Origin of the sequence: Desulfoferrobacter suflitae, assembly GCF_022603395.1 — a bacterium.
GTDB lineage: Bacteria > Desulfobacterota > Syntrophobacteria > Syntrophobacterales > Syntrophobacteraceae > Desulfoferrobacter > Desulfoferrobacter suflitae.
Genome location: NZ_JAIBKA010000001.1, coordinates 74,679 through 88,020, shown reverse-complemented (window position 1 = coordinate 88,020; position 13,342 = coordinate 74,679). Strand labels below are relative to the sequence as shown.

Below are 13,342 nucleotides of genomic sequence, written 5' to 3'. Positions count from 1 at the left end.
TCATGTATGTGGTTGTGGTTTCTATACACGTTTTGGCATGTCTGGCCCTGATTCTCATTGTCTTGCTGCAGACGGGAAAAGGCGCAGAAATCGGCGCGGCCTTCGGCGGTGCGTCTCAAACCCTTTTTGGAGGCAGCGGCGGTGGAACTTTCTTCGGCAAGTTGACCACCGCGGCGGCGGTCATCTTCATGTTGACCTGCCTGGGGCTCACCTACTTGTCGGGGGGGCCGTCCACCAAGTCCATCATGGAAAATGTTCCCGTCGAGAAGCCGCAGGGGCCGGCGTTGCCTGAAGCCAAACCGGTACAGCCCACTACGGCTCAGCCGGCGCCGGCGCAACAAAGTTCTAAAGCACCCTCTGAAGCAGGGCAAACGGCGACTTCCACTGCTCCGGCACAAGGCCCGACAAATCAGCCGGCCGTCGCCGGCAGCGCGCAGCCGCCCGCCGCTTCCCCGGCTCAGCCGGGGAGTGCACCTGAGCCGCAAAAAGCTCCCGCGAGTGCGGCCAAACAGTAACTCGAAGCTTGCCAAAAGGGATTATTTGAATATAATGGCCTTCCAATTGCCGAAGTGGTGGAACTTGGTAGACACGCCATCTTGAGGGGGTGGTGGGGAGACCCGTGCCGGTTCGAGTCCGGCCTTCGGCACCATATCAATGAAATCAACTACTTAGCGTGCCAAAAGTCAAATCGGTCAAGATTTCGTCAAGGTGAGAGGTTGAGCGGGGCTGCGAAACCGTGAAAACCCTACCTTGACGGCTTGACGAAAATCCGTCAAGCAGCTTCGAAATCATGATCTCTCCTTGGTTCTCAGTGATTCGTCCAGGTTTCTGTTTTTCACATTGGGCATCCATTTGCCGTAGGTATCCACTGTGATGGAGATGGACGAGTGGCCCAGTTGCTTTCTCACATACTCCGGCGATTCTCCTGCCATGATCAGTGTAACCGCATAGGTGTGCCGCAAGTCGTGCGGGGTTCTCGATCTTACCCTGGCTGCCAGGCACGCTCTCTTGAGTGATCTCTGAACTATGCCCTCGGTTAGCCCGGGGAAAAGGTACCCAACCGGCTTGCCTTCAGCAAACATCTTTTCCTTGAGCCGTCTGATGTGAGCCTGCAGCTTTATGATAAGGCTCTCCGGTAGATCGATGAGCCTCTCCTCGCCGGATTTCGGCGGGCCATACTTGCCGTGCCTTACTTTCTCCGAAACATCGTATTGGCAATTCTTGATGTCCAACTTCTCAATGTGCATCGCCAGACCCTCGCCGAGTCGCATGCCGGAGAAGGCCAGCGCTTCGACCACCATGGCCACATCCTTTCGACACTCTTTCCATGCCGCCTCGACAACAGAATCCCGGTCCTCCGGAGCGAACGGATCGGGCTTGGAGATGTTGCGCCTCTTCTTTGGCGGGAGTACCCGCTTCAGAAGGCCGTGGGCTGGGTTCATGCGGCTCGGAATCCTACCGCTGTCGATCTCTTCCGTAAATACCCCGGAAACGACAGCGTGCATGACCTCGGCCGATTTGGGACTTTGGATCTTGCGGAATTCGACCAGCATGATTTTGATCTTCTCTCTCCACTCGGCATGAGGAGTATCGATGATCGGCATACCGCCGATAACCGGATAGATGTGCTGCCTCAAAAGTCCGCGATATCTTTCTTGTGTCGAGTCGCTCCAGTTATGCTCGTTTATCTCGAACCATCTTTCGGCGGCATTCTCGAATGTGTACATTTTTTGGGGCTCTTTGTCTTCCCCCTTTCGATATAGCTCGAGTTTTGATTTTAGTGCGAAAAGCTCCGCTGCGTTGATCGCTCTATCCAGAGTCTGAACTCGCCTTCTTCTTCTGATCGTTTTTCCGTTTTTGGTTTCAGGAACCTCAACCTCAAAGGTCCCGTCAACGCTTTTTCTGACTCTCACCCCCTTTGCTATTTTCCAGATCGGACCTGTAGTTCCTTGAATTACCGGGTAAACATCTTCTTTGCTCATTACCCATTCACCTCCTTCAAGATGTCATCCAGTCGGATGCCATCCGCCTCGGAGGTGCTTCCAGCCAAATACTGCTCAAGCCACGCATCGATGCTAGACAGCTTAAACAGCCTTACACCGTCAACCATATAAACAGGCATACCCATTCTTACCCATTTGCGCAAGGTGTTTTCCGTCACACCTCCAAGGTAGCTGCCAAGCTCATTGTATCCTTTGGCATAGCGCGGTGTTACGACTGTCTGCATCTTCGGTTTAGGTTGTTGCATAGCTTTCTTTGCCGAAATCCAGTCTCTGTTCTTGTGTAACCACAGCAAACCGGTGAAATCGGCAGATGTCATCTAGGTGGATGAATCCGTGGTGGCTGGCGGGCGGGGCGGGTGACTTGCAGGGGATGGAAGAGAATTGATCAACGCTGCGAACTTGCGCCCCAGATCGAGCAGTTCGTCGCTTTCTCCGCGATTGAGGTAATCGATGATGATTGTCTTCGCTCACTCGGCGCGGGCGCCGTCCAAGTCCCAAATGCACACGGGGACTGAGAACGACCAGGTCCTGCCGTTATAGAGGGAGAGGACGAGACGCATGAGGCCAAGAGCGGACCCCGTACCCGGATTCTTTGCACACCACTCCTCGATGAGGCGGTATGTATCGCGGATTTGCTGCTGTGTGTTCGTCTCTTTCGCCCTGTTCTCTGCTTCACACATAATCACACCTCATTTTGTATCGCTTGCCGCTGCCTCACTCAATAAAAGCAATCGGGTGGCAGAACAGATTGAAAAATTCATACACAAAGTCTTGCAAAGCCCCTGATGTTATGTGGCCGATAGAAAAGAGAGACTTGAGCAACGCAAATTGGCTCAATTCGACCTTCAGTTGGACAGGCTCCGCCCAACTCGGGGCGGCTTGTTTCCTTGATTGATTACTGCCGCTGATTCCGACCAGAGATTCTGGCTGTTTCGAAGGGACTGGCAGCCAAAGCATTTTGGAATCATTTCATTTACCGCGTTACGCGGGTCGATTGTTTTCACAGCGTTGTCTAAGTGGGCATTGTCTTCAGGCTATTTGACGTATGAGTCAGATGTCAAGCATTATTTTGATGTATCAGTCAGAAAATTGATGAGAAAGTACGCAAACGACCCTAAGGAGTCATTGTGGAGCGGACTCCGGAGCAAGGGCGAAAGGAAAGGCAGAGCGAGGCGCGAGCGCATCATTTATGCCGATCCAACCGAGAAAAAACGCGGGCTGCCTTCGAAGTACAATGCACCTAAGGAAAGGACTTAAACAGCCTATATTTGCTGTTGCCTGACGAGAGGCTGTGACCTGCCCCCTAGAGGATTCGGCGGCCGGGAGCAGGGCTCGATGCAATTCGATTTCTATGGAGCCTGTCCGGGTTAGAACGCCCGACAGGGGCGGCCGGAAGTTGCGGAATGGGATTAATGCATTAATGCGTGCAAGCACACTGGGATTGATGGAACCTGACCAAGGCCAACGACTGCCCTAGCCTTTGCTCAGCATCTCGCGAACCATCGCGCAAAATTCTTCGCTTTCCTCATCCGGTGAAAACAGCTCGATTTCAGCGGGGGATGCTGTTCCCAGGCCGAGTTCGACGGCTCGAGCGATCTGCTCCTGGTCGAATGTTTTACGGTTCATGATGGCCGGATTGCTGCCTAATACCTTCAGGACCGCCACTCCCGTCGCGTCAATGGCCACCCGATCGGTCGAGGCCAGGAACAGGTCGCCCTTGGCCCGGGTGCCTGTCATCGGACCGCCGTCAACGAAGGCATCGATTCCGTCCAGTACGATCAGCTTCGGTTGGAACGGGGCGTTGATCTCGGCGATCATCTTTCTCTGGTGAGGGGAACTGTGCAGTTCGCTCATGTAGTTGAAGCCGTGGCGAGACGTCGGAACCACCCCTACGTGCAGCTTGAGTGACATAGTGAAGGTGCCGCCGTATTGGTGGGTCTTGAGGCAGCAGGTGGAAACCAGGCACTCGGTTTCAAGGATGGGACGCGCGATCCGAAATCCATTGGGCCAGTGACTGTCTTTGGGCCGGAACCCGATCCAGTCGGACTTTGCGAGGTGATCAAAATCGATAATCTCAACGCCTCTTTCCCGCAGAAGGGGAACAACCCCTTTTTTCTGCATGACCTCGGCGGTCAGAGGATAGCTGCGCTCTCCCAGGCTGATGGATTTGGCGCCCATCGCCCAGAGCTCGTCCACCAAAGCCAGCAGTGTGTCGTTGTGAGTCGAGCCCGGACAGCGGTCCGCGGTATTGAAGTTGGGCTTGATCAGGACCTCTTTTCCTTTCACCGGATTTACCTGCAAAGCGGCGATAGAAGCCTTGACGCCATGTTCGCGATGGGTGGTCCTCACCAGAGCGACTCGACTCATTGTTCTCTCCTCCTTGGCCGGCTGAAGCTTTGTCCGTGGGTGAATCCATCGATTGGATGCTCAGCCCGAGACTATTGGATCCGCCGTCAATGGCAAGTTATCATAAGGGGCTTTTTGAGTCACCCTCTGTTTACGATTATTATTTATTGGGAGTTGGGGATACTATGTTCGATCCCGTGAAGAGAGCAATGGAGACGGCAAGGATCGTTTGCCGGGGAGACGAGAGGAGGTATTCGCGCTTCAGGCCGGCCAGGTTCTATGGAGGCATTGCCACGGCGGACTGCGTGGGCTGCTGTCTTCAGTGCATATTCTGCTGGTCGTACGAGAGCGTGGCCCGCCCGCACCAAAGCGGCAAATTCCACTCCCCTCGGGAGGTTGCTCGAAAGCTCACCGGCATTGCTTCGAAGAAAGGCTTCCGGCAAGTGAGGATCAGCGGAAGCGAGCCAACTCTTGCAAAAGAGCATCTCCTCCAGGTGCTCGATCTCATGCCGAAAGAGCTCGAGTTTATCCTCGAGACCAACGGGATCCTGATCGGCTATGACGACCACTATGCCGAGGCTCTCGCAAGGCATGAAAATCTATATGTCAGAGTGAGCTTGAAAGGTACCACGGCGCAAGAATTCTCCCGGCTGACCGGAGCAAACCCCGCCGGTTTCACTTTGCAGCTGCAAGCCTTGGAGAATCTCATGCGGGCTGTTGTGGCCAGTCACGCGGCAGTGATGGTGAGCTTCTCGTCAGTGGAGAACATAGATGCTCTTGGCAAAAGACTTGCTCGAATAGCGCGGGAGCTGGAGGAAATCGAGATCGAAGAGCTGGTCTTCTTCAACCCGGGTGTCGAGAAGCGGTTGAGGAAGGCCGGAATCAATTATCGCACAGCCTACCGCCCCGACAGCATCCCACCCGAGCAGATCTGAGTCTGACGCCGGTCGCGTGCCTCCTTTATCACTTCGTGGGCATTGACAATAGACACTGCGGCGAACATGGAACAACAAGTGGCGTTGGGCGGATGTCATCGGATGACTGCAAAAGGCAGATTCATCGGCAATTGAAAATCAGAGCCGACCGTTTTCGAGAAAGCTGTAGTGGTCCTTGTCGTTGAAAATGATGTGATCCAGCAGTTGAATCCCCAGGATCTTGCCGGCGGTTTTCAGCTCCTGGGTGACCAACTTGTCGTCCTCGCTCGGTTTCACGTTTCCGGAAGGATGGTTGTGCGCGATGATGATGGCTGTGGCTCGATCAGTGATCGGATTGGCAAATACCTCGCGGGGATGAATGTGGACGCGGTCGACCAGGCCAACCGTTACGGTGCGGATGGCAAGCATTTCGTTTGCGGCGTTCAGGGAAATGCAAATCAGGTGTTCTTATTTGAATAAGCAACCGCGGCTGCCCTGGCTGGTCCGACTCCTTCGATTTTTAGCAGTTCGTTTACGTCCAGATGTGTGTCTTTCAGGTTGAAGGCTGTCAGCATACGGTCGGCCAACGCAAACACGTCACTGGAGCTTGTGCCGCTTCCGAGCAGGATCGCCATGAGCTCAAGATCAGACAATGCACCAGGCCCTCTGGTCAGCAGCTTTTCCCGGGGATGCTCGTCAAACGGAACCTGCACGATCAGTCGATTTACTTCATTGGTCCCCTTTTCCCACAACCTCTGAAGATGTTTAGTTCCTTTTCACTTTTTTTGAGATCAGTCATGTGGTCTTTCCCCCAACGTTTTTGGTGACACAAGATGGCAACGATGGATTTTGATGCACCCGGTGGCCGGTTTTTTGATACTGCCAACAAATTATTAGCAAGCGACAAGGCACTGGATTTTCATTGAGACGTGACAGGATCAGCCGGGTCACTGTGCCGTGGGGTTTGTAGCTTGGAAGGAAAAAGTGATGCAAATCGCGAACAGATTGAAAGAAATTCAAGGAGATATGAGTATACGGGAATTTGCACGCAAGCTTGGATTTGTTCACACTACAGTCCATGCCTACGTGCAGGGGGGTCGCGTTCCTACCGCCGAGTTTATCGTTCGTGTATGTGAACAATTTGATATATCTCCCCGGTGGCTTCTCACCGGACAAGGGTTAAAAAGTTGCGACAAACTTGCCCGGTTTGAGCCCATCGTGGCTGCGCTGGACCGCAATGATTGCCTTGCCGAGGTGGTGGAAAAGCTGGTGGACATGGATCCTTTGGCGTTAAAGGCGATCCAGGGCCTTATCGAATACCAGACCACCATGCATATCCGATGGAAAGCAATGGACAGGATGATCCACTATCTGGATTCGATGTTGGAGAAGCTGGGAATAGAGAACGTGCAGATCGACGACGACAAGAGCGAAAAAAATAGCGCATTTCAATCATTCCCGCCTTCCAGATAATCATCGGGGAAACCCGCGCAATCGCCAACCCGCCTCAGTATGGAACGAATGGTCTGCTCCAGGTAGAGTGCCTTTTCCTTCATCGCTTTGAGGTCCTCGACGCCAAGTTGTGCGATCTCCAGGATCTCAGGTCGGTAAGGCAGATGCGCCAGACGGCTATCCGCTCTGCGCACCACTTCGGCCAATATTCTTATAGCCAATGCCAACGACCTCAGGTCACTCATCCTTTCTTCGTATCTCTCCAGATGGCCTTGCACAAGCGCCAGCTGTTCGCGCAGTTGGCTGTCCTCAAAGCGTATCCGACTGGTATCACGCATCTTATTACATGCTCGATGCAAGGCCCCTTTCAGGTAATCGAGGTCAATGGGCTTTTCGATGAAATCGGAAACATTCAACCGAATGGCGGCAACCGCTCCTTCCAGGGAGCCGTAGGCGGTCATGATGAGAACGGGAACATAGGGGTCTTTGGATCTAATGTGGCGGATGAGGTCAATTCCCGATAGCCGGGGCATGCGCAAATCCGTCACCACGGCGCGTGGTTCGACCGTGCCGAAAGCCTCGAGGGCTTTCTCGCCGTCAGTGGCAAGATGGACTTCGTACCCCTCGTCCTCGAGAAACATGCCCAGAGAGTCGAGCATTGACTCCTCGTCGTCAACGATCAATACAGGTATTGCTGTCGTCATCCGTGGCCCCCCTGTTTGTATAGGTTTTAAGTTTCAGGTTTCAGGTTTTAAGTTTTAGGCGGCGCCATCTGAGAATGTGCCAGGGTCTGGCCATCCGCACGCCTAAATCATGCTCTTAAAAGTATGGAAGAATGCCGCTCAGCTTCGGTCGTTTCGATCCGGCACTCAGTATTCCACGGTACAAGAGCGGCAGAGAAAGCGCTCTGAGCGCCGGACATAAATCTTTCGAGTGCCCCGAGGATTTCTCGTCGCCCGTTAAAGGAGAAGACTCCTCGAGATGACGCCCCACTGGAATCGCTCAGAACAGGCAGGGATATTCCGCCGGTCCTGCCTTGTTCGTGGACCCCGGGGCATTGCTAAAAATGCATTGGGTAACACTATTAACATTATACAGATAGGAGGAGAAAACTTGCGCGGGGGACGAACACGAGTCGCCAAATTAGAGGAAAGCGTGTGCTCCCGGGGATTTTCCAGATGGTATTTTCACTTTGCGATCGAGCGGCGAGCGGACCTGTCGAGTTTTTCAGAAATTAGAATTATACCGATCCTCAAGATTTCGGAGAGGTCCAAGCGGATGTCTTTTTTCCGATTATCCGCCCGAACTGACGATCATGAATGCCGCCGGCTATCTGAACAGCGACCTGAGCAGCTTATGCACCAGCCGGCATCTCTCGTCGTCGATGGTATCGATCATCTCATGGATCTCGGTTCTAATTTCCTCGGCAGATAGACGTTCCTGGTCGTAGGCAAACATTTCGACAGGCGAGACATGCAACGCTTCCGCAAGATTTTCGATGGTCGCGAAAGTGGGATTTCCCCGACCTCGTTCGAACTCTCCAAGATGTTTGACCGAAAGATTAGCCTTTTCGGCAAGCTGCGTCTGGGTGAGTCCTAACTGCTCTCTCAGCTTGCGGATGCGTTTTCCGAACGCGACCTGTGATTCCCCCATTCCATCCCCCATTTTTTTAGGATAGAGTCAAAATAAAAGGGGTGGACCAGCCATATGACTCTTTTTGCTGCATTATTAGGTACTATATTACCCACTGCAGGGCATTCGTGTTGAGCAGCGAGCTGAAGGGTGGAGATGGGCGAGAGAGAGGAGGCTTCTACAGAAGCACTTGGTTTCCCGGGGGACAGATTTCATCCGATGCAACGTATCTTGCACATCGACATGGACGCCTTCTTTGCGGCCATAGAGCTCAAACGGCATCCTGAATTGATTGGAGAGCCCGTAGTGGTTGGGGGCCGCGGCGATCCGACCAAAAGAGGGGTGGTATCCACGGCTTCTTACGAGGCACGGCAGTTTGGCATCCACTCGGCGATGCCTTTGAGGACAGCCCTTAAGCTCTGCCCCCAAGCGGTTTTTCTGCCGGTGGACTATAAGGAATACTCAAGGGTGTCAGAGCAAATCAAACGCATCCTTCACGAATTCAGTCCCATCATGGAAGACGGCGGCATCGATGAAGCATATCTGGATATTACCCGCGTAGAGCAACCATCGGAGGCCATCGCGCGAGGAATAAAAAACCGGATATGGTCGGCTCAGGGGCTCACCTGCTCCATCGGCATTGCCCCCAACAAGCTGCTTGCAAAGATTGCATCGGATCTTGAGAAGCCCGACGGGCTGACCATCCTCACCCAGGAGGACGTCCCGGCCCGCATCTGGCCGCTTCCTGCAAAAAAGCTGTATGGGGTGGGACCGAAAACGGATGAGCGCCTCAAGCGCATGGGTATTCGCACCATCGGCGAGATTGCCTCCGCATCTCGCCAAGTGCTTGTAAGTGAGTTCGGGGCTTCGCATGGGAACTATCTCTACGAGGCATCGCGCGGTATCGATGACCGCCCGCTGGTGACCAACTGGGTTCCGAAATCGAGCAGCAGAGAAACCACTTTCGAAAAAGACATTGGTAACCGACAGATCCTGGCAGAGACGCTAATCCATCTCACAGATGAAGTAGTCGAGGAAATTCGAAAGGGTGGATTCGAGTCCAGAACGGTTACCGTTAAAGTGCGCTTCAGTGACTTTAAGACCCATACGCGGGGAAAGACCTTGAATGAAGCGATCGATGATGCCGGGATTATCCGGAGCACGGCCTTGAGCTGCTTAGAAAGATTCGAATTCAAGAAACGGGTGCGGTTGATTGGCATCAGGTTGAGCGGGCTCAGGATTAGGGCGAAGTATCGGTAACAGCCGTGTGGCGGGCACTTTCTTCAAGCTCGTCAAAGATCTTACAAATTAGGCTCATTGCTTCCGCGGCGGCGGGCTTGATTCCTCAGCATAGTGAGGTCAAGGAAACACGATGAATTCAGGCGGGACTTGGCTCACCAGCCACACCCCATTAGCTGAGAGGTAGAAGAGGTATCCGCTTTGGTGCATGCGGCCGGCCAGGACGGTGAGGACAACCGGCCAGCCGTGTCGCTGCCCGACCCGGAAGGCGGTTTCACGATCGGGAGAAAGGTGCACGTGGTGCCTTTTTCGCCGTCGAATTCCGTGCAACTTGATCGACTCCAGAAACCTTGATGAAGTGCCATGGTATAGCTGATCGGGGGGTTGCATGGGTTCCAGGCCCAAGTCGACGGGAATGGAATGACCCTGGTTGGCTCTGATCTTTCGGCCATCGTCACTAATGGTGAATCGCTGCTTGTCGTTTTGCTCAACGACCTCCTGGAGAGTCTCCAAGTCGAGGGGCACGCCATGTTCCCTTGCCCTCTGGATAAGCTCGTCAACCGAGGCCCATCCGCCTTCATCAAGGGAAAGGCCGATCTTCCGCAGCTTATGCCGAAGCACAAGGCTTAAGAATTTGCTGAGTTTGATCAGGTGCTTGTCCACGAGTCAGTCCGTCTATCAGACGATTCTGGCTTTCTCTTTGATCACATAAAGCAGCTCGGATACAATTTCTTCCGCATATTCGTCGGTTAAGCAGTATCTCTTCGATTCGTTTGAACGAGTTCAGTAACGTCCTTTCGAGAATTCAGAATTCCGGGTTCATGGGAAGAACGGGCGCGATGAATAAAGTACATTTTGCTTACTACATCTTACTTACTAACACTTGAAGATTAAAAGCAAAAGGTGTAAGGGTTTCTTAAATGCCGTGCGTTGCGTGGTTTACAACCGGGGGGGGTTGGTTACATGCATGCCAGTACGAACAGCCATTCTGGTTAAGCAGAAAAGACTTTAATCATGTTTGGAATCAAATCAGGCACTGGGAAACACATAACCGGAAGGTCTTCAGCGTTTTGGGCAGAGTTCCCCCATATGTTAGGCTAACCTGATCGCAGCAGGATGAAACTAATAGAGCCGAGTCTAAACAAGTTTTTCTGTTTCTGACACTCGAGCCTCGAACAGTTTCAGGAAGTCCGAGGTGCATTTCAAAGTCCCACCAATATCAAGGCAGTTATTGTAGTAATTCGAGTTACACAACTGGCTACTTTATTTGACGGCGGAGGAACCGAGCGACCAAGACAATATACATCCTCTATCGAACTAATCACCTGAATCAGTTGGAGGGGATGGAAACCGAAGAAATCGTATATAATAATTGTACTTACCTAAGGAGTTGGTCATGATGACATTCTTGGAAGGTTTCTCGATTCAACGCGTCGTGTTACACAAGGTGTTCCCGCGACGCGATAAGACGCCGGTGCCGCCTCGATACGGTGATCGCCTGATTGAGCTTCACGAAGAGGGGCTCATGACACTGGAGGAAAGGGTGGTGAAGGCGTTGGGACACGGGTCGCACGGTATGGAAATGAGTATCGATCAGGTTGGTGCGAGAAGTTTCTTTGATCTCGGCACCCAACTGCTGGATGATGACGATGAAGCCTTCGTTGAAAGATCGAGGACAATTGCCGACAAGTTGAATGAAGCCCAGGCCACCAGGGACTTGCCAGGTGGAGCATTGGCGGTGATGAACGGCTTAACCGGCCCCACAAGACAGCGCTTCATCATGGCCTTGAAAGCGGAGCTGCATGATGGCTTTGACTTACGGGAATCGAGACAGGAGTTGACGCTCGCATATTTGGCAAGTTTGATGCTGACACCCGCCCAGAGATTCCACAAGATAGGAATGTTGCTTGAGACACGATACGGAAAGGTGGGAAACAACGGACGCAGCGCGAAAGACTTCATGGCCTTTCTATACGATCACAAGATGACTGCCACGGAGACGCGGCCGGCGGCGCAGTATTTTCACAGGACTTTGCTTGGCTTCGAGCTTTCTCCCTCGGGTAAGAAGCTGACCCAGGATTTCTACGAGCATACCCGTCGCTTCATATCCGGATCAAATCTTGATCCGGAGGCCAAACTGGATATCTTTGACGCCTTATACACAACCTTGAAGGTGGATCAAGCCCCGGCCTTATCGGTAGTGGGGTTCGCGCAATCGTATCTCTCCGGTGATGAGGATCTGTACGATGACTACGTTACGTTCATGCGGGAGAAGGGATTGCCCACGAATGCGTTCGCGAAGGATACCACTTACCTGAAAGGAAAGCTGAAGAGGCGCCAGGTGCGATTCAGCAGCGATGTCCTGCTTAGCGCCCCGGCGGACCGTTTCAGCGAGCTCGTGCGAATCGAGGGCCGGGATGACCTGTCAACGCTGCTGAGGGTTCAGGGAACGTTAAAGGCACAAGAATGAACGAGTCGGTGTTCACCGAACGATTTAAGAGAGATGAGCCCATGCTCCAGGCCTGGGGTGAGTTCGTAGCGCGCGCTGTTTGCGACAAACTGAACGATGCTGTGGAACAGCCTCTTGAGGTGTTTCTGAAACTGCCGGTGCGACCGCGAGTGAAGGAACTGGAATCGGCGATTGAGAAGGCTTTTATCCGCAAGGGCTACGAGAATCCATACGACGACCTGACGGATAAGGTCGGTGTTCGATTTGTCGTGCTCTTGACAGATGAGATCCAAACCGTGGTGGAGTTGGTTGAGAGCATTCCATGGTGGAAGGCAGTAAAAGATCGAGATTATGAGGAGGAGAGGAACTCGCGTCCTGAGCATTTCGATTATCAATCCGTGCACTTCATAGTTCGCGCTGCGGAATCCATTGATCACGAAGGAATCACGATAGAGCTAGGAACGCCGTGCGAGGTTCAAATCCGGACACTCATGCAGCACGCCTACAGCGAATTGACCCACGATGCCATCTATAAACCTAAGGTGGCCGCCGACCCAATAGTCAAACGGTTCATAGCTCGCAGCATGGCACTGATAGAAACGGCTGACGATTTATTTCTTCAGGCGAAAGCGAAAATCAAGCAGGTCAGTCCCAAGGACTCCGGCTTCCTAGCGGGTCTAAGGGAACTATACGCTCAGGTGTTGAGCGCTCAGCCTACTGGAGCCAACAAGGCTGATTTGCTTATCGTGGACGCATACAGACGGCAGATTGATGATGCAACAATGGGGCGTCTGAAACAGTTCTTTGACGAAAAGGAACACATTGTCGAACGAATAAAGGATCGAATGAAACGAAACAATTTGTTCCGACACGCGACTATCCTGTTGGTTTACTATCTCGTGGGCACCCGAGAGAGATTCGCCAAAGGCCATTGGCCGCTTGGAAGCAGGGAACGGGACTTGGAATCGGTCTTTTCAGATCTTGGCAAGAGCTATGAGTCTGACTGATTCCACACAACTCCCGGGATGTTTGAGACTGTCAACGTCAACTTTGTATATGTCAACAGCAACAGAGTAGACGTATACAGCGTATATGCTTCAACATCATTTAGAAGGAGGTGGAGCTTCCGTTTTCGCCCATAATTTAGCCAAGCAAATGGCGCCAATTAGGATTGGCGTATATGGATGATCGCTGTACTGAAGGCAACACGAAGGCTTAGGAATAAATGACGACCTCAAGTGATCCATTACGTGAGGGATGCATCGTAGCTGGCCCCCTATTCAATGAGCCGATGCGTGTTGAGACGG

Annotated in this window: 15 protein-coding genes and 1 tRNA gene; 7 read left to right on the top strand and 9 right to left on the bottom strand. The window is 52.8% G+C overall.

Annotated elements, in window-relative coordinates; all coding sequences use genetic code 11:
• The first annotated feature begins 2 nt into the window (after positions 1 to 2).
• Both secG and K1V27_RS00445 read left to right on the top strand, forming a co-directional pair.
• Complete coding sequence (gene secG / locus K1V27_RS00450) at positions 3 to 515, top strand: preprotein translocase subunit SecG (protein ID WP_258927555.1); 513 nt, start codon at positions 3 to 5, stop codon at positions 513 to 515.
• Between the two features lie 48 nt (positions 516 to 563).
• Positions 564 to 649 (top strand) — tRNA-Leu (locus K1V27_RS00445).
• 139 nt (positions 650 to 788) lie between these two features.
• On the opposite strand, the gene K1V27_RS00440 is transcribed toward K1V27_RS00445, so the two are convergent.
• The 4 genes from K1V27_RS00440 to K1V27_RS00425 all read right to left on the bottom strand — a co-directional run bounded on the left by K1V27_RS00440 (position 789) and on the right by K1V27_RS00425 (position 4,370).
• A complete protein-coding gene (locus K1V27_RS00440) occupies positions 789 to 1,982 on the bottom strand; it encodes a tyrosine-type recombinase/integrase (protein ID WP_258927554.1) in 1,194 nt (397 codons plus the stop codon).
• The gene (locus K1V27_RS00435) at positions 1,982 to 2,320 is read right to left on the bottom strand and encodes a helix-turn-helix domain-containing protein (RefSeq protein ID WP_258927553.1); all 339 of its coding nucleotides are present in this window, start codon (positions 2,318 to 2,320) and stop codon (positions 1,982 to 1,984) included. The genes K1V27_RS00440 and K1V27_RS00435 overlap by 1 nt, the downstream gene beginning before the upstream one ends.
• Before the next feature lie 150 nt (positions 2,321 to 2,470).
• Entirely contained in the window at positions 2,471 to 2,683 is a 213-nt protein-coding gene (locus K1V27_RS00430; RefSeq protein ID WP_258927552.1) for a hypothetical protein, read from the bottom strand.
• Between the two features lie 793 nt (positions 2,684 to 3,476).
• Positions 3,477 to 4,370: a DUF362 domain-containing protein gene (locus K1V27_RS00425; RefSeq protein WP_258927551.1), complete on the bottom strand. Its 894-nt coding sequence runs from the start codon at positions 4,368 to 4,370 to the stop codon at positions 3,477 to 3,479.
• 89 nt (positions 4,371 to 4,459) lie between these two features.
• Here K1V27_RS00425 and K1V27_RS00420 point away from each other — a divergent pair, with 89 nt between their 5' ends.
• Complete coding sequence (locus tag K1V27_RS00420) at positions 4,460 to 5,284, top strand: radical SAM protein (protein WP_258927550.1); 825 nt, start codon at positions 4,460 to 4,462, stop codon at positions 5,282 to 5,284.
• A gap of 138 nt (positions 5,285 to 5,422) precedes the next feature.
• Here the strand turns inward: K1V27_RS00420 and K1V27_RS00415 are convergent, their stop codons facing one another.
• Together K1V27_RS00415 and K1V27_RS00410 are read right to left on the bottom strand one after the other, a co-directional pair.
• Positions 5,423 to 5,692, bottom strand: coding sequence for a JAB domain-containing protein (locus K1V27_RS00415; RefSeq protein ID WP_258927549.1), 270 nt, complete (start codon positions 5,690 to 5,692; stop codon positions 5,423 to 5,425).
• A 29-nt stretch (positions 5,693 to 5,721) separates the two neighbouring features.
• Positions 5,722 to 5,976, bottom strand: a complete 255-nt coding sequence (locus tag K1V27_RS00410) for a UPF0758 domain-containing protein (protein ID WP_258927548.1) — start codon at positions 5,974 to 5,976, stop codon at positions 5,722 to 5,724.
• A gap of 274 nt (positions 5,977 to 6,250) precedes the next feature.
• Between K1V27_RS00410 and K1V27_RS00405 the strand changes: the two genes are divergently transcribed.
• Positions 6,251 to 6,736, top strand: a complete 486-nt coding sequence (locus K1V27_RS00405) for a helix-turn-helix domain-containing protein (RefSeq protein WP_258927547.1) — start codon at positions 6,251 to 6,253, stop codon at positions 6,734 to 6,736.
• On the opposite strand, the gene K1V27_RS00400 is transcribed toward K1V27_RS00405, so the two are convergent.
• A complete protein-coding gene (locus K1V27_RS00400; RefSeq protein ID WP_258927546.1) occupies positions 6,712 to 7,419 on the bottom strand; it encodes a response regulator in 708 nt (235 codons plus the stop codon). The two genes, K1V27_RS00405 and K1V27_RS00400, sit on opposite strands and share 25 nt — an antisense overlap.
• A gap of 625 nt (positions 7,420 to 8,044) precedes the next feature.
• Entirely contained in the window at positions 8,045 to 8,368 is a 324-nt protein-coding gene (locus K1V27_RS00395) for a helix-turn-helix domain-containing protein (RefSeq protein ID WP_258927545.1), read from the bottom strand.
• A gap of 198 nt (positions 8,369 to 8,566) precedes the next feature.
• Between K1V27_RS00395 and dinB the strand changes: the two genes are divergently transcribed.
• Positions 8,567 to 9,607, top strand: a complete 1,041-nt coding sequence (gene dinB / locus K1V27_RS00390) for a DNA polymerase IV (RefSeq protein WP_258927544.1) — start codon at positions 8,567 to 8,569, stop codon at positions 9,605 to 9,607.
• A 99-nt stretch (positions 9,608 to 9,706) separates the two neighbouring features.
• Here the strand turns inward: dinB and K1V27_RS00385 are convergent, their stop codons facing one another.
• Positions 9,707 to 10,249, bottom strand: coding sequence for an RNA 2'-phosphotransferase (locus K1V27_RS00385; RefSeq protein ID WP_258927543.1), 543 nt, complete (start codon positions 10,247 to 10,249; stop codon positions 9,707 to 9,709).
• A 733-nt stretch (positions 10,250 to 10,982) separates the two neighbouring features.
• Between K1V27_RS00385 and K1V27_RS00380 the strand changes: the two genes are divergently transcribed.
• Together K1V27_RS00380 and K1V27_RS00375 are read left to right on the top strand one after the other, a co-directional pair.
• Positions 10,983 to 12,056, top strand: coding sequence for a nucleoid-associated protein (locus K1V27_RS00380; RefSeq protein WP_258927542.1), 1,074 nt, complete (start codon positions 10,983 to 10,985; stop codon positions 12,054 to 12,056).
• On the top strand, positions 12,053 to 13,042 hold the full coding sequence (locus tag K1V27_RS00375) for a GTP pyrophosphokinase (protein WP_258927541.1): 990 nt from the start codon (positions 12,053 to 12,055) through the stop codon (positions 13,040 to 13,042). The genes K1V27_RS00380 and K1V27_RS00375 overlap by 4 nt, the downstream gene beginning before the upstream one ends.
• The last annotated feature ends 300 nt before the right edge of the window (positions 13,043 to 13,342 follow it).